General features: G+C 60.5%; 23 protein-coding genes. 19 read left to right on the top strand and 4 right to left on the bottom strand.

The window, feature by feature from the left end:
- Positions 1 to 12: 12 nt before the first annotated feature.
- Complete coding sequence (locus ACOOHD_RS15830) at positions 13 to 2481, bottom strand: ligase-associated DNA damage response DEXH box helicase (protein ID WP_420458851.1); 2469 nt, start codon at positions 2479 to 2481, stop codon at positions 13 to 15.
- 370 nt (positions 2482 to 2851) lie between these two features.
- Here ACOOHD_RS15830 and ACOOHD_RS15835 point away from each other — a divergent pair, with 370 nt between their 5' ends.
- Together ACOOHD_RS15835 and ACOOHD_RS15840 are read left to right on the top strand one after the other, a co-directional pair.
- A complete protein-coding gene (locus ACOOHD_RS15835) occupies positions 2852 to 4171 on the top strand; it encodes an aminopeptidase P family protein (protein ID WP_420458852.1) in 1320 nt (439 codons plus the stop codon).
- A 21-nt stretch (positions 4172 to 4192) separates the two neighbouring features.
- On the top strand, positions 4193 to 5995 hold the full coding sequence (locus ACOOHD_RS15840; RefSeq protein WP_420458853.1) for a tetratricopeptide repeat protein: 1803 nt from the start codon (positions 4193 to 4195) through the stop codon (positions 5993 to 5995).
- A gap of 10 nt (positions 5996 to 6005) precedes the next feature.
- Here ACOOHD_RS15840 and ACOOHD_RS15845 read toward each other — a convergent pair whose 3' ends face one another.
- Positions 6006 to 6902, bottom strand: a complete 897-nt coding sequence (locus tag ACOOHD_RS15845; RefSeq protein ID WP_420458854.1) for a sugar phosphate isomerase/epimerase family protein — start codon at positions 6900 to 6902, stop codon at positions 6006 to 6008.
- A gap of 91 nt (positions 6903 to 6993) precedes the next feature.
- Between ACOOHD_RS15845 and ACOOHD_RS15850 the strand changes: the two genes are divergently transcribed.
- From ACOOHD_RS15850 to ACOOHD_RS15915, 14 genes are all read left to right on the top strand, one after another.
- A complete protein-coding gene (locus tag ACOOHD_RS15850) occupies positions 6994 to 7587 on the top strand; it encodes a sigma-70 family RNA polymerase sigma factor (RefSeq protein WP_420458855.1) in 594 nt (197 codons plus the stop codon).
- Positions 7588 to 7687: 100 nt separating this feature from the next.
- Positions 7688 to 8098, top strand: a complete 411-nt coding sequence (locus tag ACOOHD_RS15855) for an ArsI/CadI family heavy metal resistance metalloenzyme (protein ID WP_420458856.1) — start codon at positions 7688 to 7690, stop codon at positions 8096 to 8098.
- A gap of 73 nt (positions 8099 to 8171) precedes the next feature.
- Positions 8172 to 8537 (top strand): energy transducer TonB, encoded by a 366-nt coding sequence (locus ACOOHD_RS15860; protein ID WP_420458857.1) that lies wholly within the window; start codon positions 8172 to 8174, stop codon positions 8535 to 8537.
- Between the two features lie 222 nt (positions 8538 to 8759).
- The gene (locus tag ACOOHD_RS15865) at positions 8760 to 9422 is read left to right on the top strand and encodes a hypothetical protein (protein ID WP_420458858.1); all 663 of its coding nucleotides are present in this window, start codon (positions 8760 to 8762) and stop codon (positions 9420 to 9422) included.
- A gap of 70 nt (positions 9423 to 9492) precedes the next feature.
- The gene (locus ACOOHD_RS15870; RefSeq protein ID WP_420458859.1) at positions 9493 to 9780 is read left to right on the top strand and encodes a YgaP family membrane protein; all 288 of its coding nucleotides are present in this window, start codon (positions 9493 to 9495) and stop codon (positions 9778 to 9780) included.
- Positions 9777 to 10457 carry an RNA polymerase sigma factor gene (locus ACOOHD_RS15875; RefSeq protein WP_420458860.1) on the top strand — a complete coding sequence of 227 codons (681 nt, stop codon included), beginning with the start codon at positions 9777 to 9779 and terminating at the stop codon, positions 10455 to 10457. Before ACOOHD_RS15870 ends, ACOOHD_RS15875 begins: the two co-directional genes overlap by 4 nt.
- Complete coding sequence (locus ACOOHD_RS15880; protein ID WP_420458861.1) at positions 10418 to 10630, top strand: hypothetical protein; 213 nt, start codon at positions 10418 to 10420, stop codon at positions 10628 to 10630. Before ACOOHD_RS15875 ends, ACOOHD_RS15880 begins: the two co-directional genes overlap by 40 nt.
- 125 nt (positions 10631 to 10755) lie before the next feature.
- Positions 10756 to 12162: a hypothetical protein gene (locus ACOOHD_RS15885; protein WP_420458862.1), complete on the top strand. Its 1407-nt coding sequence runs from the start codon at positions 10756 to 10758 to the stop codon at positions 12160 to 12162.
- Positions 12163 to 12219: 57 nt separating this feature from the next.
- Positions 12220 to 12612, top strand: a complete 393-nt coding sequence (gene rbfA / locus ACOOHD_RS15890; protein ID WP_420458863.1) for a 30S ribosome-binding factor RbfA — start codon at positions 12220 to 12222, stop codon at positions 12610 to 12612.
- A 16-nt stretch (positions 12613 to 12628) separates the two neighbouring features.
- Positions 12629 to 13348, top strand: coding sequence for a rhomboid family intramembrane serine protease (locus ACOOHD_RS15895; RefSeq protein ID WP_420458864.1), 720 nt, complete (start codon positions 12629 to 12631; stop codon positions 13346 to 13348).
- Between the two features lie 112 nt (positions 13349 to 13460).
- Positions 13461 to 14603, top strand: a complete 1143-nt coding sequence (gene mqnC / locus ACOOHD_RS15900; protein WP_420458865.1) for a cyclic dehypoxanthinyl futalosine synthase — start codon at positions 13461 to 13463, stop codon at positions 14601 to 14603.
- Between the two features lie 8 nt (positions 14604 to 14611).
- Positions 14612 to 15319, top strand: coding sequence for an SAM-dependent methyltransferase (locus ACOOHD_RS15905; RefSeq protein ID WP_420458866.1), 708 nt, complete (start codon positions 14612 to 14614; stop codon positions 15317 to 15319).
- A gap of 151 nt (positions 15320 to 15470) precedes the next feature.
- On the top strand, positions 15471 to 18059 hold the full coding sequence (locus tag ACOOHD_RS15910; RefSeq protein WP_420458867.1) for a protein-disulfide reductase DsbD family protein: 2589 nt from the start codon (positions 15471 to 15473) through the stop codon (positions 18057 to 18059).
- 38 nt (positions 18060 to 18097) lie between these two features.
- Positions 18098 to 18808, top strand: a complete 711-nt coding sequence (locus ACOOHD_RS15915; protein ID WP_420458868.1) for an SCO family protein — start codon at positions 18098 to 18100, stop codon at positions 18806 to 18808.
- A 37-nt stretch (positions 18809 to 18845) separates the two neighbouring features.
- Here ACOOHD_RS15915 and ACOOHD_RS15920 read toward each other — a convergent pair whose 3' ends face one another.
- Positions 18846 to 19460 carry a hypothetical protein gene (locus ACOOHD_RS15920; RefSeq protein WP_420458869.1) on the bottom strand — a complete coding sequence of 205 codons (615 nt, stop codon included), beginning with the start codon at positions 19458 to 19460 and terminating at the stop codon, positions 18846 to 18848.
- Positions 19461 to 19485: 25 nt separating this feature from the next.
- Between ACOOHD_RS15920 and nadC the strand changes: the two genes are divergently transcribed.
- Positions 19486 to 20352, top strand: coding sequence for a carboxylating nicotinate-nucleotide diphosphorylase (gene nadC, locus ACOOHD_RS15925; RefSeq protein WP_420458870.1), 867 nt, complete (start codon positions 19486 to 19488; stop codon positions 20350 to 20352).
- A 211-nt stretch (positions 20353 to 20563) separates the two neighbouring features.
- On the opposite strand, the gene ACOOHD_RS15930 is transcribed toward nadC, so the two are convergent.
- Positions 20564 to 21070 (bottom strand): single-stranded DNA-binding protein, encoded by a 507-nt coding sequence (locus tag ACOOHD_RS15930; RefSeq protein WP_420458871.1) that lies wholly within the window; start codon positions 21068 to 21070, stop codon positions 20564 to 20566.
- 466 nt (positions 21071 to 21536) lie between these two features.
- On the opposite strand from ACOOHD_RS15930, the gene ACOOHD_RS15935 reads away from it, so the two are divergent.
- Entirely contained in the window at positions 21537 to 22190 is a 654-nt protein-coding gene (locus ACOOHD_RS15935) for a hypothetical protein (protein WP_420458872.1), read from the top strand.
- 52 nt (positions 22191 to 22242) lie between these two features.
- Entirely contained in the window at positions 22243 to 22911 is a 669-nt protein-coding gene (locus tag ACOOHD_RS15940; RefSeq protein WP_420458873.1) for an endonuclease III domain-containing protein, read from the top strand.
- The last annotated feature ends 51 nt before the right edge of the window (positions 22912 to 22962 follow it).

Raw genomic sequence — 22962 nt, forward strand, 5'->3', positions numbered from 1 at the left:
AGCCACGACCCATCAATCCCGCACCAGCGCCAGCCGCATCCGCTTCACCCGGTCCTGCAGCGTCTCCGAGCTGATGCGCTCGCGGAGGCGATCTACGATGAGGGAGAAGCTGAAGGGGGTTGCCTTGGTGGGTTGCTTGAACAGGATGGTCTGGCCATTGATGCGGTCGAGGGCGTCGCGCAGGCGGGCCTCCTGGAGCTGGAAGGTCATGATCTCGTCGTAAGCCTGCTGGAGGAGGAGGTTGCCGGGCTCGTAGTCGGTGAAGACGTCGAAGAAGAGCTGGGAGCCGCTCTGGAGGTGCTTTTCCTTTTTTTGCTTGCCGGGGTAGCCTTTGAAGATGAGTCCGGCAATGGCGGCGATGTCGCGGAAGCGGCGCTTGGCCATCTCCGTGGCGTTTATGCCGGCGTTGAGGTCGTGGGTCAGGTCGGTGGCGTCGAAGAGTCCGCTACCCAGGGCCTCCTCGATGGGGATGGGCTGGTCGCAGAGTAGCTCGAAGCCGTAGTCATTCATGGCGATGGTGAAGGTGAGGGGGGCGAACTGACCGATGCGGTAGGCGACCAGGGAGCTCAGTCCCTCGTGAATGCCGCGGCCCTCGCAGGGGTACATGACCAGGTGGTAACCCTCGCGGTCCTGGAAGTACTCGATGAGCAGTTCGTCGGTGGCGGGGACGGCGCTACGGCGCATCTGAATGTTGCGTAGGGGGGTGAGCTTGGTGAGCTCGGCGTCGTGGTAGTCTTCTAGTTTGAGCTGCTCCATGGCCCTGCGCAGGAATTCGGAGAGCTGACTGGACAGTTGCATGCGACCACCGCGCCAACTGGGTACCTTGCCCTTCTTGGCGTTGCTGCGCTTGACGAGGGCGTCCGTGCCCTTAAGCTTGACGAACTTGAGGCTGCGACCCGCAAACCAGAAGGTATCGCCGGGCTTGAGGCTGGAGATAAAGTACTCCTCGATAGAGCCGATGTAGCCGCCGGTCATGTACTTGAGCATCACGGTGGTCTCGCTGACGATGGCCCCGATGCTCATGCGGTGCATCATGGCCACGCGCTTGCTCTCTACCCGATAGACGCCCTCCCCGTCGCGGATCACCTTATGGAACTCGTCGTAGGCCCCCAGGCTATTGCCCCCGGTGGTGATGAAGTCGAGGCACCAGGCGAACTCCTCGTCGGTCACCGAGGCGAAGCAAAAGGTGTTGCGGACCTCGGCCAGTACCTCGTCACGCCGGAAGCCCCCGCTCACCGCCAGCGTCACCAGGTACTGCACCAGCACGTCGAAGCTACGGATATAGGGTATGCGCGCCTCGATCACCTGCTCCTCGATACAGCGGCGTAGGGCGGAGGCCTCCAGGAGTTCCAGGCTGTTGGTGGGTACGAAGTGGATGGTGCTCTTAGCCCCCGGTCGGTGTCCGCTGCGGCCGGCGCGCTGGAGGAAGCGGGCTACACCCTTCGGACTGCCGATCTGTACGATGGTTTCCACCGGACGAAAATCCACCCCCAGATCGAGGCTCGATGTACACACCACCGCCTGGAGCGTACCCTCGTGCAGGGCGTCTTCCACCCAGTCGCGGAGCTCCCGACTGATGCTGCCGTGGTGCATGGCGATGGCCCCGGAGAGCTCGGGGTCGAAGTCCAGCAGCCGCTGGTACCAGATCTCGCACTGGCTGCGCGTATTGGTAAAGATGAGCGTGGAGCCCGAGGCATAGATGATGGGCACCACCTTTTCGAGCAGCTTGATGCCCAGGTGGCCCGACCAGGGGAAGGTCTCGATCTCGTCGGGCAGCACCGTGACCATCTCGGTCTGCTTGAGTGTGCCGGAGCGGATGATGGTGCGCTCGGTCGGTAGACTGGGGGGCACGAGCACGTCCAGCGCCTCGTCCATATTACCGATGGTGGCCGAGATGCCCCAGGTGCGGAAGGCCGTGCCGCGTAGGCCCCGTAGTCGGCTCAGCGCTAGCTCTACCAATACTCCCCGCTTGGTACCCAGCAGCTCGTGCCACTCGTCGCACACCACCACCCGCAGGTCCCCGAAGAACTTCTCGTAGCCCTTACTGGCCATCAGCAGGTGCAGGCTCTCGGGAGTGGTGATGAGGATCTCGGGGGGCTTGCTGCGCTGCTTGGTGCGCTCGCCGGTCTTGGTATCGCCGGAGCGGACGCCTACCCGCCACTTCATGCCCAGGTCCGCGATGGCCCGTTCGGCCGCCCCCTGGATCTCGCGGGTCAGTGCGCGGATGGGGGTGATCCAGACGGCCCGCAGCCCATTGTTTGCCTTCGTGGGCCGGTCGGGGTGCTCGCGTAGGAATTCTAGAAGGATGGGCAGGATGAGCGAGTAGGTCTTGCCGCTGCCGGTGGGGGCGTTGACTAGTCCGCTCTTCCCACTCAGGTACGCCCGCCAGGCTTCCTGCTGAAAGGGGAAGGGGGCCCAGCCACGGGTTTCGAACCAGTCGGTGCCGGTTTTTAGCAGGGTTTCGGGGACTTGGTGAGACACGGGTAGGGAACGGGGGGGTGGTGGGCGGGTTCTATTCCCCGGGTAAAAGGTCGAGTGGCCTCCGGCCCGAGCCTGCACTGCCCGCACGAAGTGGCGCAGCCACTGTCTCTTCTGTGCGGCTCTGCTTGGGCCAGAGGCCGCTCGACCTCGAACCTTGCCTGTACATAACGCCGATAGGTTTTCCCATTTGCTTGCCGCTTCTTATTTTACGTTGCACCTGCGGCCCCGCCCCCTATAACACCTATCCCACCTCCGACGCCCGCACGCAATAACTCGACAACTCAACAACTCACTCCCCGACCGAACGCTCAAAGGTCCCAAGACGCTACGCTTCATGGGACGCTTCGAGGTTCTACAATTTGACGATTTTATGTCTCCCGCCCACACCTACACCCAGCGCCGTAAGCGGCTCGCCGACCGCCTCACCAACGGCCTTATTCTCCTACCCGGCAACGGAGAGGCACCCAGGAACTACCGTGGCAACGCATACCCCTTTCGGCAGGACTCGACCTTCCGCTACTTCGCGGGGCTGAACCGGCCGGACCTGGTACTGACCATCGACGCCGAGACGGGGGAAAGCCTACTCTACGGCGATGAGGCGACGCTCGACGATACGATCTGGATGGGGGAGCAGCCAAGCCTGGCCGAACTGGCACGGCAAGCCGGACTACAGCTGGGCGGAAGCCTGCAGGATGCCATCAACGCCACCGGTATGGCGGAGGTAGTGCACTATCTGCCGGCGTACCGGGCCGAGCGCCGAGAGTTGCTGGAACGCTGCGTCGACCACTTCAATCGGCCGAGTGAGGAGCTAATTCGGGCGGTGATCAGCCTGCGGTTGCATAAGAGCGCGGAGGAAATCGCCGAGATGGACCGGGCCGTACAGATCAGCATGGAGATGCATCGGGCGGCGCGCGCGGGTGCAAAGCCGGGGATGCGGGAAGCCGAGGTAGCCGGTATTTTGGAGGGGCTTGCCATCGGGGCCGGGGGCCGGCTGGCGTACTCCGCGATCGTGAGTCGCGACGGCCATATCCTCCACAATCATGCCCACAGTAACGTGCTACGGGAGGGGGACCTGCTACTGATCGACGCAGGGGCCGAAACCGACACGGGCTACGCCGGAGACATCACGCGCACCTTCGCGGTGGGGGCGGAGATGACCGAAAAGCAGCGGGCGGTATACGACATCGTCGACGGGGCCAAACGGCGGGTGATCGAGGAGATCAAGCCCAGGGTGCCCTACCGCGAACTGCATGATCTCTCGGCCCGCCTCATCGTGGATGGACTGAAGGAGCTGGAGCTGATGAAGGGCAGTACGGAAGACGCCGTGGCAGCCGGTGCCCATGCGCTGTTCTACCCCCACGGACTGGGACACATGATCGGGCTGGACGTGCACGATATGGAGGACCTGGGGGAGGACCTGGTGGGCTACGACGCGGAATTTCGGCGCAGCGAGCAGTTCGGCACCCGCAACCTGCGGCTGGGGCGGCGGCTAGAGGAGGGTTTTACGATCACGGTGGAGCCGGGGATCTATTTCATCCCCATCCTGACGGACCGCTGGCGGGCGGAGGGAAAGCACACCGAATTCGTCAACTACGATGCGGTGGCGGCCTACCGCGATTTTGGGGGTATACGGCTGGAAGACAATGTAGTAGTCACGGCGGACAACTGTCGGACCCTCGGCTCCGTTTGAGGGGGACAACCCCCGTCCGCTATGCTTCGTCAGCTGCTCCTTCTGCTTTTTGTCGGTACTACCTTAAGTCTGACCGCCCAGAGCAATCAGCTCGCCCAGCAGTACTACATGGACGGCGAGTACGAAAAGGCCGCCGAGCTCTACCTGGCCCTGGCCGAGGAGAATTACAACACCTTCTACTTCGACCGCTACGTGAGCAGTCTGATGAGCCTGCGCCGCTACGACGAGGCGGAGAAGGTGCTCAAAAAGCAACTTAAGCGCACCCCCGACGAGCTGACCCTCTACGTCACCTACGGTCAGTTGCTAGAACAGCGCGGTGATACTGACGGGGCCCAGAAGCAGTACCGGGAGGCCATCAAGGAGCTACGGGCCGACCGCTTTCAGATCACCCAACTGGCCAATGCCTTTGTGCAGCTCACGAAGTACGACCAGGCCATCGAAGTCTACGAGCGCGGCAGTAAGCTGATCAAGGACGACATCTCCTTCGCCTTCAACCTCGGCGACCTCTACCGCCGCAAGGGGGCTACCGCCGCCATGATCACCAGTTACCTCGATGCCCTACTCGACGACCCGGAGCGGATGCGCAACGTACAGACTTACTTCCAGCGGTTCCTCAACGCCGACGGCCTACTGGAGGCCCAGAAGCAACTCTACGCCCGTATCCAGGAGGACCGGAAGGACAACCCCCTCTACCCCGAGATGCTGGGCTGGGTGCTCATCCAGAACAAGGACTACAAGGGCGCCCTACGCCAGGCTCGCGCCCTCGACAAGCGGCTGGGCGAGAACGGCGAGCGCGTCTTCGACCTCGGCATCCTGGCCGGCAACGCCGACGATTACGAGGCGGCCATCGACGCCTTCGATTACATCGTGGAGAACAAAGACCCCGCCTCCCCCTACTACCTTGAGGCCAAGCGCGAGGGCCTGCTCACCCGTCGCCGCGCCATTACCGACGGTTACGCCTACACCGAGGAGGACCTACGCATCCTGGAGGCCGCCTACCTCGACTTCCTCCAGCAGTTCGGCAACAATCCGGCCTCGGCCCGCATCGCCATCCAACTGGCCGAGCTGGAGGCCCTCTACCTCAATGATCTCGATAAGGCAACTAGTATCCTCAAGGACATCGTCGACCTCAACGGCGTCAACGAGACCGTCCGCGCCCGCGCCAAACTGTCCCTGGCCGACTACTACCTTATGCAGGGCGAGGTGTGGGAATCCACCCTCCTGTACAGTCAGGTCGATAAGCAATTCAAGGAGGACCTGCTCGGCCACGAGGCTCGCTTCCGCAACGCCCGCCTGAGCTATTTCCGCGGGGACTTCGAGTGGGCGCAGTCGCAGTTCGACGTCCTCAAGGCCTCCACCTCCCGCCTCATCGCCAACGATGCGCTCGACCTGTCGGTCTTTATCATGGACAACCTCGGTCTCGATACCACTGCCGTAGCCCTCCAGACCTACGCCGACGCCGAGCTCCTCCTCTTCCAGAACCGCTACGACGAGGCCTTCGCCACCCTCGACAAGCTCGTCAAGGACTTTCCCGGGCACGATCTGGAGGATGACGTGGTCTACCTGCGCGGTAAGATTTACCAGAAGCTGCGCCAGTACGATAAGGCCGCCGAGCAGTACCAGCACGTCGTCGACACCTACCCCGAGAGCATCCGTCTCGACAACGCCCTCTTTGCCCTGGCCGGACTCTATGAGGAACCCCTCAATGACAAGGCTAAGGCCCAGGCGCTTTACGAAACCTTATTTATCGACTACAGCAACAGTATTTTGGCCGTCGAGGCGCGCAAGAAGTACCGGGCGCTGCGGGGGGATGCGGTGCAGTAGCCCTCGCTAGCTAAGCACCCTCGACGAGCGCCGCGAGCTGCTCCTGATAGTATTGCGCACTTACCGCCGCGCTACGTAAGGAAGACTCGGAGAAATTACCGCCCTGCTCGATGTAGAGGTGTTGCAGCCCGGAGGCCTGTGGGTCGGGTAGTACGTTAAGATAATTGATGGCACCCTTGCCGAGCTCCGTATAGTCGCGGGACACCGGATGCAGGTCCTTGATGTGCCACATCATAATGCGACCGGGGTGATTTTCTACGAGCTTACGGGGCGTCGTCGCGGCGGCGTGCATGACCCAGTACATATCGAGTTGCAGCTTGACGAGCTCCGGATCGGTTTCGCGCAGGATTGTTTCCATACCAGACTGCCCCTCGTATTCCCCAAACTCAAAACCATGATTATGGTAGGCAAACCCCAGACCGGCCTCCTTGACTCGCTCGCCGATCCGATTGAGCAGATCGGGCAGGCGGGCGAAAGTGGCCGCGGTACGCTGTTCGGGGTCCAGATAGGGCCAAGTGATGTATGGGCTGCCCAGGGCGCTGGCCCCCTCGATACAGCGGTCTGCGTAGCGGTCTATGGCGTCCTGACCCTCTTCGATCAGGGAGTGAAAGGTGTAGTGCCCACTGGTCACGGAGAGTTCCAGATCGTCGAGTAACCGGCGAAACGTGGTGGCGGGATAGCCGTAGTACGCCACATTGTCCGCATCGAAGCCATAGATCTCGAAGTGGCGGTAGCCCATGTCCCGGAGGGCCCGTAACGTAGCTTCCGGATCTTCGTCCATCGCATCGCGCACGGAGAATAACTGGTAGCCCAGTGGGTAGCGGGGGGAGGAGTTGAGCATGGGCAGGCGGGTCATTCCGGCTAGTCCGGTAAGGGAAGCGTTGCGGACGAAGGTTCTACGGTGCATTCCGTGAAGTTAAAACTTCCAGGCATTAGCACGCGTCGGCCGAGCATTGCGTAGCTTCACTCGTCCGCCGAGTGCAGTACATATGATAACTATGAAAATAGCCAGATACCAGCAAGCGAGTGAGTTGTGGCTCGACTACCGGCAGGCCCTCCAGTCCTACCTCCGCGGCAAGGTCCAAGACGCAGCACTCGCCGAGGAGCTCACCCAGCGCGTCCTTCTCAAAGTCGTCGACGCCTGCTGCTCCGACATCGAGGTGCGCAACGTGCGGGCCTGGCTCTATCAGATCTCCCGCAATGTTCTGGCCGACTATTATAGGGGAGAGGGGGCAGGGCCGCAGGTGCAAGCTGAATGGCAAAGCCACCGGACACCCACTGAGGGCGATTCTACCCCTGACGTATGGCAAGATATGGAGCCCTACTTACGTCCCCTTTTAAGTTTGCTGCCAGAGCACTACGCCACCCCCCTACGCCTTGCCGATCTGGAGGGCATGAAGCAACAGGAGATCGCCGAACAACTAGAGTTAGGCCTAAGCGCGGTAAAGAGTCGCATCCAGCGCGCCCGGGTCATGCTGCGCGAAAAGATCGTGGAGTGCAGCCATCTGGAGCTGGATAAGGACGGCCGGCCGGTGGACTTTGCGATTCGTGCTTGCTGTAGCGACGGCTTCAGCCGTCATGCTGCTTGTTAGTAGAGGCAGCGGGACGGCTGAAGCCGTCGCTACGGAAAAATTTTCCGAAATCCTGCGTCTTTTCCCCTCTTACCCCGTCTACTCCCTAAAACCACGCACCATGAAACGCTTCCACGTCCACCTCAAAGTCACCGACCTAGCCCGGAGCATCGACTTCTACGAGACCCTCTTCGCCGCCCCACCCACCGTCACCAAGGCCGACTACGCCAAGTGGCAACTCGACGACCCGAAGGTCAACTTCGCCATCTCCACCACCCAGACCGCCGCCGGCATCGAGCACCTCGGCATTCAGGTCGATAGCCCGGAGGAGCTGCACGAGGTCTATGGGCGTATGGTCACCGCCCGCGGCGAGGTCTACGAGGAAGGCCACACCACCTGCTGCTACGCCCAGAGCGAAAAGGCCTGGATCAGCGACCCGCAGGGGGTGGAGTGGGAGGCCTTTCATACCTACGGGGGCTCTACGGTCTATGGTGAGGGGGCGTCGGGCGGGAGGAAGACTTGTTGCGGATAATTCCTCTTAATATTCCCGAGCATCGTCCCACCAAAAATGAGCTTGTGTGCATCGTACGTAAAAACACCCTGCTATGGTCGTCGATCAATTTCCCATCTTTCCCGGCTGCGAGGATATGGTCAACTATTCCGAGCGCAAAGAATGCGCGGACAAAAAGCTGCTAGAATATCTCTTCAATCACATTAGCTATCCCCCCAAGGCACGTGCTGGCGATGTAGAGGGGCTGGTAGTAGTGAAGTTTGGAGTCGACGCGACGGGTAAGGTGGGAGAACCTGAATTGGGTCGCGGAGTGCATACTGCTCTAGACGAAGAAGCCCTACGGGTAGCACGGCAGATGCTGGAGGAGCACCCGGTCTGGGTACCAGCTACGAAGGAAGGGGAGGCGGTAGCCTATGAGTTTAAGCTGCCGATCAAGTTTAAACTGGCTACCGCAATATAGTATACACAGCGACCCACTAAGGTCGAGCGGCCTCCGGCCCGAGCCAGTAATGCCTTGCCGCCGAAGTCGCGGAGCGGCTTCTTAATCCGTGATCCATCCGTGAAAAATCCGTGGTGAAATCCTCCCCAGCGCAGTCGTAGACTGCTTGCAACAGCGCTGCCGGAGGCAGCTTCGTACTATTAGCTACTTTCCCCGTAACTTAGCTACCACACCCCCCGACCCATGCCCCGTCCCCACCTCCCCTCCCGCTTCCTCACCACCGGCCTGCTACTCGCCCTACTGCTCACCGTGCTAGCCTGGGGCTTCCAGCAAGCACCGGATGCCGCCCGCCAGACCTTATTGCCCACACTCAGTACACCACTGGTGGAAGTAGCCTCGATCCCGTACGTACCCCCCACAAAAGGTTTCGCCGATGTGTACCTAGAGCAGCAAAAAGAGCAGGAAATACGGACGGAGCTCATCTACGCGACGTCCTTCCTTTTCCACAATTGCAGCATCCAGCGGCCCCGCCCGGAGTTGCCGCCAGTAGAGGAGATGACGCTGCCGATCTACCCGGGCTGTGAGCGGCTGAGTGACTACGAGGATCGGGTGTTCTGTGGCTTCGAGCGGCTGGCCGCCTTTATTGAGGCCAATAAAGTGGAGCCGGAGGGTTCAAAGCGGGAGCGGGTAGGTATCAGCTTCGTCATCCACCGGCAGACGGGGGAGATCCTGGACGTAGATGTCATCGCCGGCAGCGATCAGCGCAACATCGACGAGGGGCTGCGCATCATTAACCTACTAGTCGAGCGCGGGGTACGCTGGACCCCCGGTACGGTGGAGGGAGAGCCCTACAACTTCCCGCTGGCCATTCCGATCTCCTTCCACGGGGCGGGCTGCGGGGAGTAAGTTGTCACACCTCCGGGCTGTTTCGGTACCATGGGTACTCCCGATCCGGGAGCGACTAACTGCGTACCCCATGAACAGATTTATCAAAGGACTCTCCTACACCTTCGGCCGTAACCTCGGCACCACCGACCGCATCGTCCGGGCCGTCATCGCCGTAGCCGTGCTGGTGAGTTGGTACTTCGGGGCCATCAGTGGTATCGTGGGTACGGTGCTCGGTATCGTCGCGCTCATGATTTTGGGAACGGCCGCCGTGGCGCGCTGTAGCATGTGCTACTGGGCCGACGTCAGTACCGTGACCGAACGGGAAGCCGCCGCCTACGAGGCCAGCGGGACCCGCTACGAGAAAGGCCGCGCGTGAACCATTCCGACGACCAAAATCTAGTTACCGCTGCGCTAAGCGGCGACCAGGAGAGCCTGAACCTGCTGCTGCTCCGCCACCGCCCCTACATCTACAATATCGCGCTGAAGATGATCAACCACGTCGCGGATGCCGAGGACGTGACCCAGGAAATCCTCGTCAAGGTGATCACCAACCTAGGGAGCTTCGACCGCGAACGGGGCAAGTTCACTACCTGGCTGTACCGCATCGTAGTGAACCACGTACTCAACCTCAAGACTCAGAAGTACGAGTACCTGGTGGGTGACTTCGGTGACTTCTTTACCGCGATTGAAGGCGTAGAGGACGAGCCGCTCACCCCGAGCGAGGAGGCCGAGCTTAGTCAGCAGATCGAGGAAAGTAAGCTAGCATGCATGTCCGGTATGCTGATGTGCCTGGACCGGCCGCAGCGGATCGTATTCATCCTCGGGGCCCTGTTCGGCATCGGACATACGCTGGGCGGGGAAGTGTTAGATATCAGCGCCGCCAACTTCCGTCAGCGCCTGGCCCGGGCCCGTAAAGATTTATATAACTGGATGCACCAACGCTGCGGCCTGGTCAATACCGACAATCCCTGTCGCTGCCCGAAAAGACTCGCGGCTTCATCCGGGCCGGCTGGGTGGACCCCGCGCAGCCGAAGTGGAACAGCGATTACGTAGACCGCATCCGCGCCCACACGGTCAGTGAACTGGACCCCGCCCTCGTGGCCATCGACCGGGTGTACGACCGCCTCTACCGCGACCACCCCTTCAAAATCGCTCGCAGTAAAGCAGACGTTGTGGAGGAGATACTCGGCGACGCCAAGCTGAACAACGTCTTCGGGCTCAACTAGGGCGGGTACGCAGGTGCGGTGAACGTGAGCCGGCCGACCAACATCGCACCCGCGATCCCGCCCGCACCGTAACGAAATGGCGCTTTTGTTGTTAGGATGGCACCACCCTATCCCGACCCTACTGCGTGCGTAAACTATTCGTCTTTCTTTGCCTGGCCCTACTGGTAGCCTGCAACACCTACCGCCCGCTGAGTGACGTGCAGCCGGTAAGCGCCACCCCCTATAAATCAATGGTCATCCCCCCCTCGCCGCAGCCTACGGACGGTGACCCGGTGGCCGGCTTCGACTACCTGGTGCACGGCGACTATATTGGTAGCGGGATTCCCCTGAAAATCATGCAGAAGCAGGCGCCGAAGATGCCGGGGGTGGACTCGATGCCCTTCGAACGCGATAGCCTCAATGCAGGACTACCTTACTATATGACCGCCTTCATTGCCCCCAATGGCGCGGAGGTAGCCAACGGGAACTGCTTTACCTGTCACGCTGGGGAGGTCGACGGACAGCTCGTACTCGGACTCGGCAACAGCTGGGCGGAGTGGGAAGCCAATATGAAACCCATGGGCACCGTGATGCGCATCGGTATGGCGCTGGGGTATAAAAAGGACGATCCGCAGACGGTGGCCTTCGAGGACTTCGGCCGCTACTTCAAGGTGATGGCCCCGAAGGTGAAGGTGAACCAGCCCGGCGCGAACCCCGCCTTCCGTCTGGCCGAGGCCTGTATGATGCACCGCGATCCAGACGACCTGACCTACGTCGGCGACCCACTCTACGCCATGTGGGACTACAACATCGGCACCGATACCCCGCCGCTATGGAACGTGAAGAAGAAGAACTCCCTGTACTTCACCGGTATCGGGCGGGGCAATATGCCTAAGCTCCTTCTCCAGGCCAGCGTGCTCGGGGTGCCCGATACGAGCCAGACCCGCAAGTCGGTCGAAGGCTTCGCGGATGTCTACGCCTGGCTGCAGACCCTGGAAGCACCGGCCTACCCCGGGGCGATTGATGCGCCGCTAGCCCGGGAGGGGGAGGCACTCTTTACCGATAAGTGTGCCGGTTGCCACGGTACCTACGGAGACCAGGAGACCTACCCCAACAAGGTGATCCACCTGAACGTAGTAAAAACTGACCGGCTTTACGCCGACTACATCCGTAAGTCCGGCATCGTGGATTGGTACAATAGAAGTTGGTTTGCTACGAGTAAGCCGCAGTCCAGTTTCGAGCCCACCGACGGCTACGTCGCCCCGCCCCTCGACGGCGTCTGGGCGACCGCCCCCTACCTGCATAACGGCTCCGTACCAACCCTCTACGACCTACTCGACAGCCCCTCCCGCCCCACCCGCTGGACCCGCACCGGCGACCCCAAAGACTACGACCACCAGAAGCTGGGCTGGCAGTACGATCCCGCCCCGAAGAACAAGAAGTGGACCTTCGATACCGAGGTGCCCGGCTACGGCAACGGGGGCCACACCTTCGGCGATAAGCTGAGCGAGGCGGAGCGCTGGGCGGTGGTGGAGTACTTGAAGACGTTGTAGGGCAACCTATCTTTAGCCAGGGGCGTTGCCATACGCACCCACCAAAAAACCTTTTCCATGGAATCCAAACGCCAACGCCAGGTATCCGAGCTGATCAAGCGCAACTTCAGCATCGTACTCCAGCAGGAAGGGGTGTACATCTACGGCAGCCAGCCGCTGGTGACCGTGATGGACGTGCAGGTGAGCCCCGACCTCAGCGTGGGCAAGGTGTACCTCAGTATCTGGAATACGGAGAATAAGCAGGCCGTGATTTTGCAGATGGACGAGGAGCACGCCCGCCTCAAATCCGCCCTGGCCCACCGCCTTAAGCGTCAACTGCGCCGCCTGCCCGAGCTGAACTACTTCATCGACGAGACGCTCGATGAGATGAACAAGGTCGACAACATCTTCGACCGCCTCTACGCCGAGGACCAGATGCCCGAAGAGGAGGAAGTTAATAAGGACGAGTAAGCCGCCTACCACGACCATGCTGAGCAAACGAAACCTCACGAACGTCATCAAGTGGCCCCTGGGCCTGCTGGCGCTGATGTGGGTGGTGTTTATCGTGGATTATTACCTTTTCGGGGGGCTGCTCAGCGCTTATTATGGCCTGCATACGCGGGAGTTGGCCGGGGTGCCAGGTATTGTGCTTTCGCCCCTCTTTCACGGTAGTTGGGGGCACCTACTGAGCAACAGTATACCCTTTCTCTCGCTGACCGGCCTACTGGTCTTTTTCTACCCCCGCCTCTGGCCCCGCGTGCTTGCTTCGCTATGGATCGGCACCGGTGCTCTCGTATGGGTGCTTGGTCGCCACGTGACGCACATTGGCGCAAGTGGCGTCGTTTACGCGCTGGCGGCCTTCCTTGCCTTCAGCGGCATCTTTCGTCGCGATTTTCGTGCCGTGGTGGTCTCGCTATTAGTGCTTTTCTACTACGGCGGCATGATCGTCGGCATTCTGCCCGGGCAGGAGGGCGTGAGCTGGGAGAGTCATCTGCTAGGCTTGGTGATGGGTGTGCTGGGGGCCTACGTTTATCGCTCCGAGCTGGAGGAGCACGAGGTGAAGGCGCGCGAGAAGAAGGCGAATAAGCCGCGGCGGAAAAAGGAGCCGTTTCTGGAGGAGGGGGCCTTCGATAAGACGAAGCGGGAGCGGGAGGCGTTTTGGGAGAAGCTGCGGGCGCTTAGTGAGCGGGAGCGTTTGGAACGGTAGGGGAGTAACCGTCCGACGCTTGCAAGCGTCGGACGGTTGGGCCACAAGTAAACTTTCAGAAAAAAGTGAAAGTAACCAAGCAACTACCCTCCACCGCAGCCGTTTCCTTACCATGAACACCGCCGAACTCCTAGAACGAGGCCTGAACCGCGACTGGCTCACCGCCGAAGAGGGCGTCCACCTGCTGGAGCATGCCGCTACGGCCGAGCTTATGTACGTGGCCAACCAGCTACGCTTCGAGGCGGTACCCGAGCGGACCGTTACCTGGATCATCGACCGCAATTCCAACACCACCAACGTCTGTATCGCCAACTGTAAGTTCTGCAACTTCTACCGGCGGCCGGGGCACGAGGAGGCCTACATCACCAGCATCGAGGAATATAAGCAGAAGATCGAGGAGACCTTCGCCTTCGGCGGCGAGCAGTTGCTACTACAGGGTGGCCACCATCCGGACCTCGGCCTGGACTTTTACGCCAAACTATTCCGTGAGCTCAAGGAGCTTTACCCCCGCCTAAAGCTCCACGCCCTCGGCCCCCCCGAGATTGCCCACGTCGCCAAGCTCGAAGGCATGAGCCACTATGAGGTACTCAGGGCGCTGAAGGAAGCTGGTCTGGATAGCCTGCCCGGTGCCGGTGCCGAGATCCTCAGCGACCGCGTCCGCCGCCTCATCTCCAAGGGCAAGTGCGGCGGCGAGGAGTGGCTCGACGTGATGCGTGCCGCCCACCAGCTCGATATCACCACCTCGGCCACCATGATGTTCGGCCACATCGAGACCAACTACGAGCGCATGGACCACCTCGTACGCATGCGCCAGGTGCAGAGTGAGAAGCCGGCCCACGCTAAGGGCTTCCTGGCTTTCATCCCCTGGCCTTTCCAGGACGAGGACACCATCCTGAAGAAGATCAAGCGCGCCCGCAATACGGTCACCGGCGATGAGTACATCCGCATGATCGCCCTCAGCCGCATCATGCTGCCCAACGTCACTAACATCCAGGCCAGCTGGCTCACGGTGGGTAAGCAGGTGGCCCAGCTTTGTCTCCACGCCGGGGCCAACGACTTCGGTAGTATCATGATCGAGGAGAACGTCGTGAGTGCCGCCGGCGCCCGCTGGCGCTTCACGGCCGACGGGATTCAGGAGGCGATCCGCGAGGCCGGCTTCCGTCCCCAGCTCCGCAACCAGCAGTACGACTACCGCGAGCTACCCACCGACATCCGCCAGCAGGAGCTCAACCGCGAGGCGCTGATTGTAGATTAGCGGGCACTATGCCCGGTACCCTTTACCTCATTCCCTCCACCCTCGGACCGAGGGCCATCGATACCATTCCCGAACGCACCCTGCTGGTCACCCGCCGGCTGCGGCACTTCGTCGTCGAGACCGGTAAGGTGGCCCGCGCTTTTCTTAAAGAGGTCGAGCTCGATCACCGCTTGCAGGAGTGTGCCTACTACGAGCTCAATAAGCGGACGCGACCGGACGAACTTCCCCACTTCCTAGCTCCAGCACTCGACGGACAGGACACCGGTGTGCTTTCCGATGCCGGCGCGCCTGGGGTGGCCGATCCGGGGGCAAAGTTGGTACGGCTCGCACATCAGTTGGGCATCTCCGTCGTACCATTAGTAGGTCCCTCCGCTATCCTACTCAGCATCATGGCCGCCGGCCTCCAGGGGCAGTCCTTCACTTTCCACGGCTACCTCAGCCCCAAGCGCCCCCAGCTCGCCAGGGACCTCCGCCGCCTCGAAGCAGACAGTCGCCGCCACCAGCAGACCCAGCTTTGGATCGAGGCCCCCTACCGCAACCAGGCTACGGTGGAAGTAGCCGTGGAAGCTCTATCCCCCACTACGCTTTTTTCAGTCGCCGCCGACCTGACTACCCCGACCGAGTGGATCAAAACGGCTCCCGTGGGGGAGTGGGGCGGGGCCGCAGGTGCGGAGTTGCAGAAGCGGCCGGCGATGTTTCTGTTGCTAGCGAGCTAGCTGATCGGCCCACCCCCGCCACCCCGGTCGGACGGCCTACCCCGGTCGGACGGCCTACCCCGGTCGGACGGCCCACCCCCGTCCGACCGATTTACCCAGTTGGCATAACCCACCAGCTCAACCATACGTTACATACCCTAAATCAGCCCCCATGGCCGCGCGGCTCACGCTCCTCCTTACCCTCCTTGCCACGGCAGTCTCCGCCCAATTCGCCAGGCCCATCCACTGGACCTTCGAGCAGCGGGCACTAGGGGAAGACCGCTATGAGCTCATCGCCATCGCTACGGCTGATGAGGGCTGGGCCATCTACAGTCAGTACACCGATGAGGGCGGACCGGTACCTACCACCTTCTACTGGAATGACGGCGATCACTACGAACGCGTCGGAGAGGTAGAGGAGCAGGGGCACAAGAAAGAAGGACTGGATGAGCTCTTCGGCGTCAACGTCATCAAGTACCTGAGTGATGAGCCGGTAGTTTTCACCCAGACCGTGCGGGTGCTGGACTACGACCAGCCGATCACCGGCGAGGTAGAGTACATGTGCTGCGACGACGAGCAGTGCCTGCCGCCGACGACCGAAGAGTTTTCTTACGCTATAGCACGAAGCACCTACTCCGCCCCCGGACGGACTTTAGTCACCCCGAGTGATGAGCCGTCCCACCAGGACGTTGCACCTGCGGCCCCGGCAGACCTACCCACCGAAGAGGCTGTGGCAGAGACGGTCAGTATGCCGCAGGAAGAAGTGCTCGCCAGCTACACGGCCGCTACCCCCGCCGCTACGGAAGATGCACCCGTAAACTGGGTGCTCAACGTGGAAGCCCTAGAGGCAAACCGCTACCGCCTGTCGCTGACCGGTACGATGCTGGAAACTTGGACGGTGTATAGCATGACGGTGGACCCCGAAATCGGACCGATACCTACCGAGCTTGTTATTGAGGAAACGGATGCGGTACAGCCCCTGGGGGAGGTGACCGAAACGTCCCCAACGCTACACCGGAAGTACGATGCGATCTGGAAGGCTGAGATCAGCAAAATAGACGGGGGCACGGTGACCTACTCCCAGGTCGTGCAACTGGAGGGGGCATCGCCCATCGAAGGCTACCTGACGTACCAGACGTGCAATGACGAGGTGTGTCTACCGCCACGGGACATGCCGTTTACCTTCGATCCTGCCAGCGGCACGGCTATTCTGGACGGCTACGGTGCTACTACCGCGCAGCTGCAAACTACCGATACTACTGAGCTAGCCGGAGTGACCGCCGGTATCCAGTTCAGTGACGACCCGGTGGGGAGTTGTAGCACGGGAGAGGCGGTGACCGCGGGACGGAGCCTCTGGACGATCTTCGGACTAGGTCTGGTAGGCGGACTCTTCGCTCTACTCATGCCCTGTATCTTCCCCATGATCCCGCTCACGGTGAGCTACTTCACGAAAACCGGCAAGACGCGGGCGCAGGGGATACGGCAGGCGGGGCTGTACGGTTTTTTCATTTTCTTGATCTACGTGCTGCTGAGCGTACCCTTCCATGTGGTGGCAGGTATCGACGCCAGCATCCTGAATAGCATCGCGAGCAACATGTGGCTGAACCTGCTGTTCTTCGCGGTTTTCATCTACTTCGCGGGTAGCTTCTTTGGGTTTTACGAGATTGTGCTGCCGCAGAGCTGGAGTAACAAAGCCAGTCAGGGGGAAAGTAGCGGGGGCGTGCCGGGGATCTTCTTCATGGCCCTAACCCTGGCACTGGTGAGCTTTAGCTGTACCGGTCCCATTCTGGGGAGTCTGCTGGTGGAGGCGGTGAGCGGTGGGGCCTGGCCGCTGACGGCGGGGATGGCCGGATTCGGGGTGGCGATCGGACTGCCCTTCGCCCTCTTCGCAGTCTTTCCCGGGGTACTCAACAGCATGCCTAAGTCGGGCGGCTGGCTCAATAGCGTCAAGGTGGTGCTGGGCTTCGTGGAGGTGGCGTTGGCCTTTAAGTTCCTGAGCAACGCTGATCTGGTGGGCGACTGGGACCTGCTGCGGATCGAGCCCTTCCTGCTGATCTGGATCCTGTGTGCGCTGGGTATCGCGGCCTACCTGCTGGGGTGGATCAGTTTTCCGCACGATAGTACAAGGCGTAGGGTCGGGGCCGCAGGTGCGGTAGTGGCTGTGCTAAGTGCAGTGTTTGCGGGCTACCTGGTGCTCGGCTTTACGGAGGATCCCGCTACGGGCAACTACCGGACGTTGAGTCTGCTGAGCGGCATCGCACCCTCGGTGGGGTATAGCTACTTTAAGCCTAGTGACTGTCCGCAGGGCACGACCTGCTTCAAGGACCTCGACGCCGGACTCGCCTACGCCCGCGAGGTGAATAAACCCGTGATGCTGGACTTCACGGGCTACACCTGCGTGAACTGCCGCAAGATGGAGGAGAACGTCTGGAGCCAGGACGGCGTCAGAAAGCTGCTGACGGACGATTACGTACTGATCAGTCTCTACGTAGACGACCGGGCGGAGTTGCCTGAGGCGGAACGGCGCGAGGTGACTCGGCTGGACGGTAGCGGCCGCACCCAGACCATCGATCAGGTGGGGGAGAAGTGGCACTACTTCCAGCAACAGGCCTTTAAGCACGCTACCCAGCCGTACTACGCGCTAGTTGCGCCGGACGGACAACTGCTGAATCCCCCCGTGGCCTATACCCCGGATGCGGAGGACTACGAGAATTTTTTGGAGTGCGGGCTCAGCACCTTTGAGCAGCTATCAAGTCGGTAGGCGGTGCAACCCTGCCCCCGGGCGGGTGTTTTCGGGGTATGAAGACGCTTGGAATTACCCTACTTGCCACCTGTTTCGTGGTCCTTGCTGGCTGTGCGCACGATCACTCCGAAGGCATCCCCCTGGAGGAAGCTCCCGCCTATCTACAGCACCACCCGGTGAGCGAGGACGGTTCAGCCTACCTGATCGATAGCCTGGGCTACCCCGGCAACCAGCCCTTCGATCCGGAGACGGGAGAGATTACCCCGGAACCGGTACGCGACTGGCAATACGTGGATCAATCTAACCGGCCCTTCGGCTCCGAGGACCTACGCGGTAAGGTATACGTAGCCGACTTCTTCTTTACTTCCTGCCCTACGATCTGCCCGAAGGTAGCCAGTCAGATGCTGCGTCTGGAGGAGAGGTTTGGGGATAATCCAGACTTCGCCCTCGTGTCCTTTACCGTCGATCCTAAACGGGATACCCCGGAGCGGATGACGGATTATGCCGGCAAGCTCGGTATCAAGGACCTGGACCGCTGGCGGTTCATCTACGGCGATAAGTTCGAGATCTACGACCTGGACGAGGACTACCTCAGCGTAGCCCTGGAGAACGATGCGGCCCCCGGGGGCTTCGACCACAGCGGATACATCGTGCTGGTGGACCGGGATGGCTTCGTGCGCTCCTACGCCAGTGGACTCGTGGAGGAGGAGGTGACCCACCTGATGGACGATGTACAGATGCTGCTGGATAAGTCAGCAGCAAAATAGATCGAGCAAGAATAGATCGAGGCGTTGTACGCCGAGTTTACGCTAAGCTGCGCACCTCGCGCCACAAATTTTCCCGCGCCTGCTGCTCATACTCCGCCCGCCCATAGTCGGTCCGGTAGATGTGTTCCCGATCCAGAAACTGCGTCAGCGCTTTGACGCGCCCTTTACGGAACACGAAGCCGGGGACCATCCAAAATTCTTTGCGCACGGCGGCGGAGTAGCGGTCGTAGCCATCAGCATCGCGGGCGAGGACAGCCAGATCAAGGTCGATGAGTAGAGCGGCGTCTTGGTCCTTTGGGTTGGGTAGGTGGGCCTTAGTAGCCATGATCAGGGCGGTGCAGTGGGCGATACGACTGGGGGCGATGTCGCCGGCTAGGAGCAGTTCTTCGGCGGCCTGCGCACTACGTTGCTCGTTGTCAGAGCGGGTGGGCTTGTAAACCAAGTCGTGATACACCAGGGCCATGCCGAAGATGCCCTCGTCAGTCGGTGCGTTGCCGGCGTTACGGTGGCGTTCCAGGTGCTGGAGCATCTCGTTGAGGTGGTCGAGGTTGTGGTAGGGCCGGCCGGTGTAGGCGCGGCGGACGTTCTTCCAGTTCAGGTCGAGGGTAGGGAGCTGCTGTCGCAGGCTGTGGAAGAAGGATTCGATCTCCATGGGTACCTTTGCGCAAAGCACAAATATGGCGGCTAAGATAGACGAAAGCCTGCGGCAACGTATCCTCCAATTTATTACCGAGGCGCTAGCCGAGGATGTAGGGCCGGGGGATTTTACCAGCGAGGCAACTATTCCCGCCGATAAGCGCGACACCGCCCGCCTGCTCGTCAAAGACGTTGGTATCCTAGCTGGTGTAGAGATTGCCCGTTTGATCTTCGAGACCCTTGATCCCACTACCGAATTCGACCAGCGCATGCAGGACGGTGATCCGATACACCTGGGCGACGAGGCCTTCTACGTAACTTGTAATTCCCGGGCCCTGCTACAGGCCGAGCGTCTCGTACTCAACACGATGCAGCGCATGAGCGGCGTGGCCACCCTTGCCAACCGCTACGCCTTCGAGGTAGAAGATTTACCCGTAAAGGTGCTCGATACCCGCAAGACCACCCCCAACCTACGCTTCATCGAAAAGTGGGCAGTACGCCTGGGGGGAGCTGAGAACTACCGCGACGGACTCTACGATCGCATCATGATCAAGGACAACCACGTCGACGCGGCCGGATCGATCACTAAGGCCATCGAGGGAGTACAAGAGTTCTTCCGTGAGAACGGCATGAAGCTTCCGATCACGGTAGAGGTCCGCAACTTGGTCGAGCTCATGGAGGTACTCGACGTCGGGCAGGTGGACCGCATCATGCTCGACAACTTCGAGGTACCCTTGCTACAGGAAGCCGTAGCGCACATCGGCGACCGCTTTGAGACGGAGGCTAGTGGGGGTATTACGATCGACTCCATCCGCGAGGTAGCCGAAACGGGCGTCGATTATATTTCCGTGGGCGCACTGACGCACTCGGCTACGAGTCTGGACCTGAGCCTGAAGGTGATCAAATAAAGGACCGGCATACCCTCCCCGGTGGGAAAGTACGCCGGTCGCCGCCCCCCGCCAGCTAAGCCGTGGGAATGGGTAACGTGCGCTAGGGTTCTCTAAGTGATCGTCTGGCGACAGCAGCTAGTCGGGGGGCGGTACGGGTTGCAAAAAATGACTTCCCTTCGGTCCGGATGAATAGGTTAGTGGATGAAGGGGGAAAATTATCCTGCTGCGTTCAGAAGGGTAGGTCTTCGGCGGCCGTAGCGGCTTCCTTGGCTTTGGTGGACTTCTTCGTGGCGCGCCGCTTTTTGGTCTTGGTGGGGGTGCTGGCGGTCTCGGCCGGGCTGGGTTCGGCGACCTGCATCACACTATCCCGGTCCAGGGCCTCCTCGGCCTCGCTGGCCCCACGATCTTTAGATTCGAGGAAGGTGAACTCATCAAGGAAGATGTCGGTAGAGGTGCGGGTTTGCTCGTACTTGTCGGTCCACTTGCTGTAGCGGATGGAGCCGGTCAGGGCGATCTTGCTGCCCCGGGTGAGGTAGCGCTCAAGTACGTCGACCACCTTGCCGAAGGCCTTGATGCGGTGCCACTCGGTGCGCTCCACCTTCTGGCCGTCGCGGTTGCGGTAGGAGTCGTTGGTGGCGAGGCTGAACTCGATCATCCGGCTGCCGTTGGACAGGGTCTTCGTGACGGGAAGCTGGCCTACGTTGCCAATGAGGGTAACACTGTTGCGAATCTGCATGGTAAAAAAGGATTGGTAAGGCGCCCCGCCCTTGTCGCATGAATATTGGCGAGGCGCACTGGTGAAAGAATGTGCCCCCGGTGATCGCTCAGATAAGCAGTAACTGTGCTTTCAATCGGTGACGATGCAAAGGTGGGGGCAGCCCAAACCCGTAGTCGTCAATTATTCATCTACTTGCGTTTAAATATGTATACAGACGTATATATTCGTTTATAATAACCACAACTGGTTGATAATCAGGTAGATAAGATGTATTGGGACAGAAAACATATTTTAGAGAAATTTTCGCTCGCTTCTCCACCCGACGCTCGACCCCTCCGGGCTACCCCAGCACCCGGGGGGCCGCCCCCTTCCTACCGCTGCTAGTGGCAACGAGCGCCCCTCAACTACCCGGCGACGCAAAAGTTTTGTCCGGCAGTGTAACGGCCCGCTTCGGTTCGCGCATGAAGGAAAAAACAACCAAACCATGCGTTACTTCACTTCCTTTTCCACACTTTTTGCGCTACTGCTCCTTACTACGGTGAGCTGCGAACAGGTCGACGAGCTCATCGGCGGCCTCAACTCCGCCCCAACTGTTTCCTACTCCTCGACGACCATCGATGCGGAGTTTTATACGCCAGGGCGTTCCTCCACGCCCAGCATAGACTGGAACGGCGATCAGGGAACCATTTCGCTAGGAACCACCCTTGATGGCCTGAGTGTCAACTCCACCACGGGTCAGCTCACCTGGACCAAACTGCTGCCCGTCGGCACACACGACGTCGACGTGATCGTAAGCAACAGCGAGGGGCAGGTGGTGGTGCCGATCACGATCGATAATCCACTAGCGGGAACATTTGAGGGGACCTATGCCGGTACCAGCGCCTTCAAACTTGAGGTTTTCGGTGATGGAAATATTACCCTGTACGCCGACGGAGAGGTAGCTACTGGAACTTGGACGATCGAGGAGGGTAAATTCACCGCTTACTATGTCTATAATAACTATCCAGACATCGACTACTCGCTAGTCGCCGATGTGAATCAAACAAATACCGAGGCTACTATCGTCGGTGACTACTACGAAGGCCAGTATTCACCGGGTGACGATCCCATAAATGTCTTCGAAGTTTCGCTTCAATAAATCGAGGATCCCCTTTCAAAACAAATCGCTCCTATCCGCTGCTTTGCATGGCATGAGCGATTTTCCTATTCACTCCGTCCTGGCCCGCTGCGCCGCAGCCGTAAAGGACAAGGCCCCCGCCGCCATGTTTGGCCTGCGCGACGAGGGCTACGACTCACTCTACGAGCAGCTCATCAGTAGTCTACTCAGTGTGCGCACCTACGATGAGACCAGCACCGTAGTCAGCCGCCGGCTATTCGCTACTGCCCGCACCCCGGAGCAAATGGTAAAGCTGGACCGGGAACAGCTCATCCGCCTCATCAGCGAGGCCACCTTCGCACCGGCCAAGGCGGATCAGATCCTGACCATCAGCCAGACCATCGTGGACGACTACGGCGGCAAGACCCCGGAGGACTACGACAAGCTCGTCGCCTTTAAGGGGGTAGGTCCCAAGGTCGCCAGTCTAGCGCTCGGCGTGGCCCTCAACTACCCCATCATCGCCGTCGACATCCACGTACACCGCATCACCAACCGCTGGGGCTACGTGGCTACCGCCAATCCGAATAAAACGCGCGATGCCCTCGCCGGGAAACTCCCTAAGGACCTCTGGGTAGAGATCAACCGCGTACTGGTGCCCTTCGGGAAGCATGTGTGTACGGGGAGCCGGCCGCGGTGCGAAATTTGTCCGGTGGTGGATGACTGCGCTCAGGTAGGAGTGAGAGATAGACGCTACGCTGGTTAGACGCCTTCCGGCTGGTTAGATCGCTTCGCTTCGTGGACGCTGCGCTGGTTA

Source organism: Neolewinella sp. (genome assembly GCF_965214665.1).
Classification (GTDB): domain Bacteria; phylum Bacteroidota; class Bacteroidia; order Chitinophagales; family Saprospiraceae; genus Neolewinella.

Coding starts and splice junctions, on each gene's coding strand:
- ACOOHD_RS15940 (WP_420458873.1), top strand. CDS start 22,243: ATGAGCGATTTTCCTATTCACTCCGTCCTGGCCCGCTGCGCCGCAGCC.
- ACOOHD_RS15935 (WP_420458872.1), top strand. CDS start 21,537: ATGCGTTACTTCACTTCCTTTTCCACACTTTTTGCGCTACTGCTCCTT.
- ACOOHD_RS15905 (WP_420458866.1), top strand. CDS start 14,612: ATGCCCGGTACCCTTTACCTCATTCCCTCCACCCTCGGACCGAGGGCC.
- mqnC (WP_420458865.1), top strand. CDS start 13,461: ATGAACACCGCCGAACTCCTAGAACGAGGCCTGAACCGCGACTGGCTC.
- rbfA (WP_420458863.1), top strand. CDS start 12,220: ATGGAATCCAAACGCCAACGCCAGGTATCCGAGCTGATCAAGCGCAAC.
- ACOOHD_RS15865 (WP_420458858.1), top strand. CDS start 8,760: ATGCCCCGTCCCCACCTCCCCTCCCGCTTCCTCACCACCGGCCTGCTA.
- ACOOHD_RS15860 (WP_420458857.1), top strand. CDS start 8,172: ATGGTCGTCGATCAATTTCCCATCTTTCCCGGCTGCGAGGATATGGTC.
- ACOOHD_RS15835 (WP_420458852.1), top strand. CDS start 2,852: ATGTCTCCCGCCCACACCTACACCCAGCGCCGTAAGCGGCTCGCCGAC.
- ACOOHD_RS15920 (WP_420458869.1), bottom strand. CDS start 19,460: ATGGAGATCGAATCCTTCTTCCACAGCCTGCGACAGCAGCTCCCTACC.
- ACOOHD_RS15845 (WP_420458854.1), bottom strand. CDS start 6,902: ATGCACCGTAGAACCTTCGTCCGCAACGCTTCCCTTACCGGACTAGCC.
- ACOOHD_RS15870 (WP_420458859.1), top strand. CDS start 9,493: ATGAACAGATTTATCAAAGGACTCTCCTACACCTTCGGCCGTAACCTC.
- ACOOHD_RS15915 (WP_420458868.1), top strand. CDS start 18,098: ATGAAGACGCTTGGAATTACCCTACTTGCCACCTGTTTCGTGGTCCTT.
- ACOOHD_RS15855 (WP_420458856.1), top strand. CDS start 7,688: ATGAAACGCTTCCACGTCCACCTCAAAGTCACCGACCTAGCCCGGAGC.
- ACOOHD_RS15910 (WP_420458867.1), top strand. CDS start 15,471: ATGGCCGCGCGGCTCACGCTCCTCCTTACCCTCCTTGCCACGGCAGTC.
- ACOOHD_RS15850 (WP_420458855.1), top strand. CDS start 6,994: ATGAAAATAGCCAGATACCAGCAAGCGAGTGAGTTGTGGCTCGACTAC.
- ACOOHD_RS15895 (WP_420458864.1), top strand. CDS start 12,629: ATGCTGAGCAAACGAAACCTCACGAACGTCATCAAGTGGCCCCTGGGC.
- ACOOHD_RS15840 (WP_420458853.1), top strand. CDS start 4,193: ATGCTTCGTCAGCTGCTCCTTCTGCTTTTTGTCGGTACTACCTTAAGT.
- nadC (WP_420458870.1), top strand. CDS start 19,486: ATGGCGGCTAAGATAGACGAAAGCCTGCGGCAACGTATCCTCCAATTT.
- ACOOHD_RS15930 (WP_420458871.1), bottom strand. CDS start 21,070: ATGCAGATTCGCAACAGTGTTACCCTCATTGGCAACGTAGGCCAGCTT.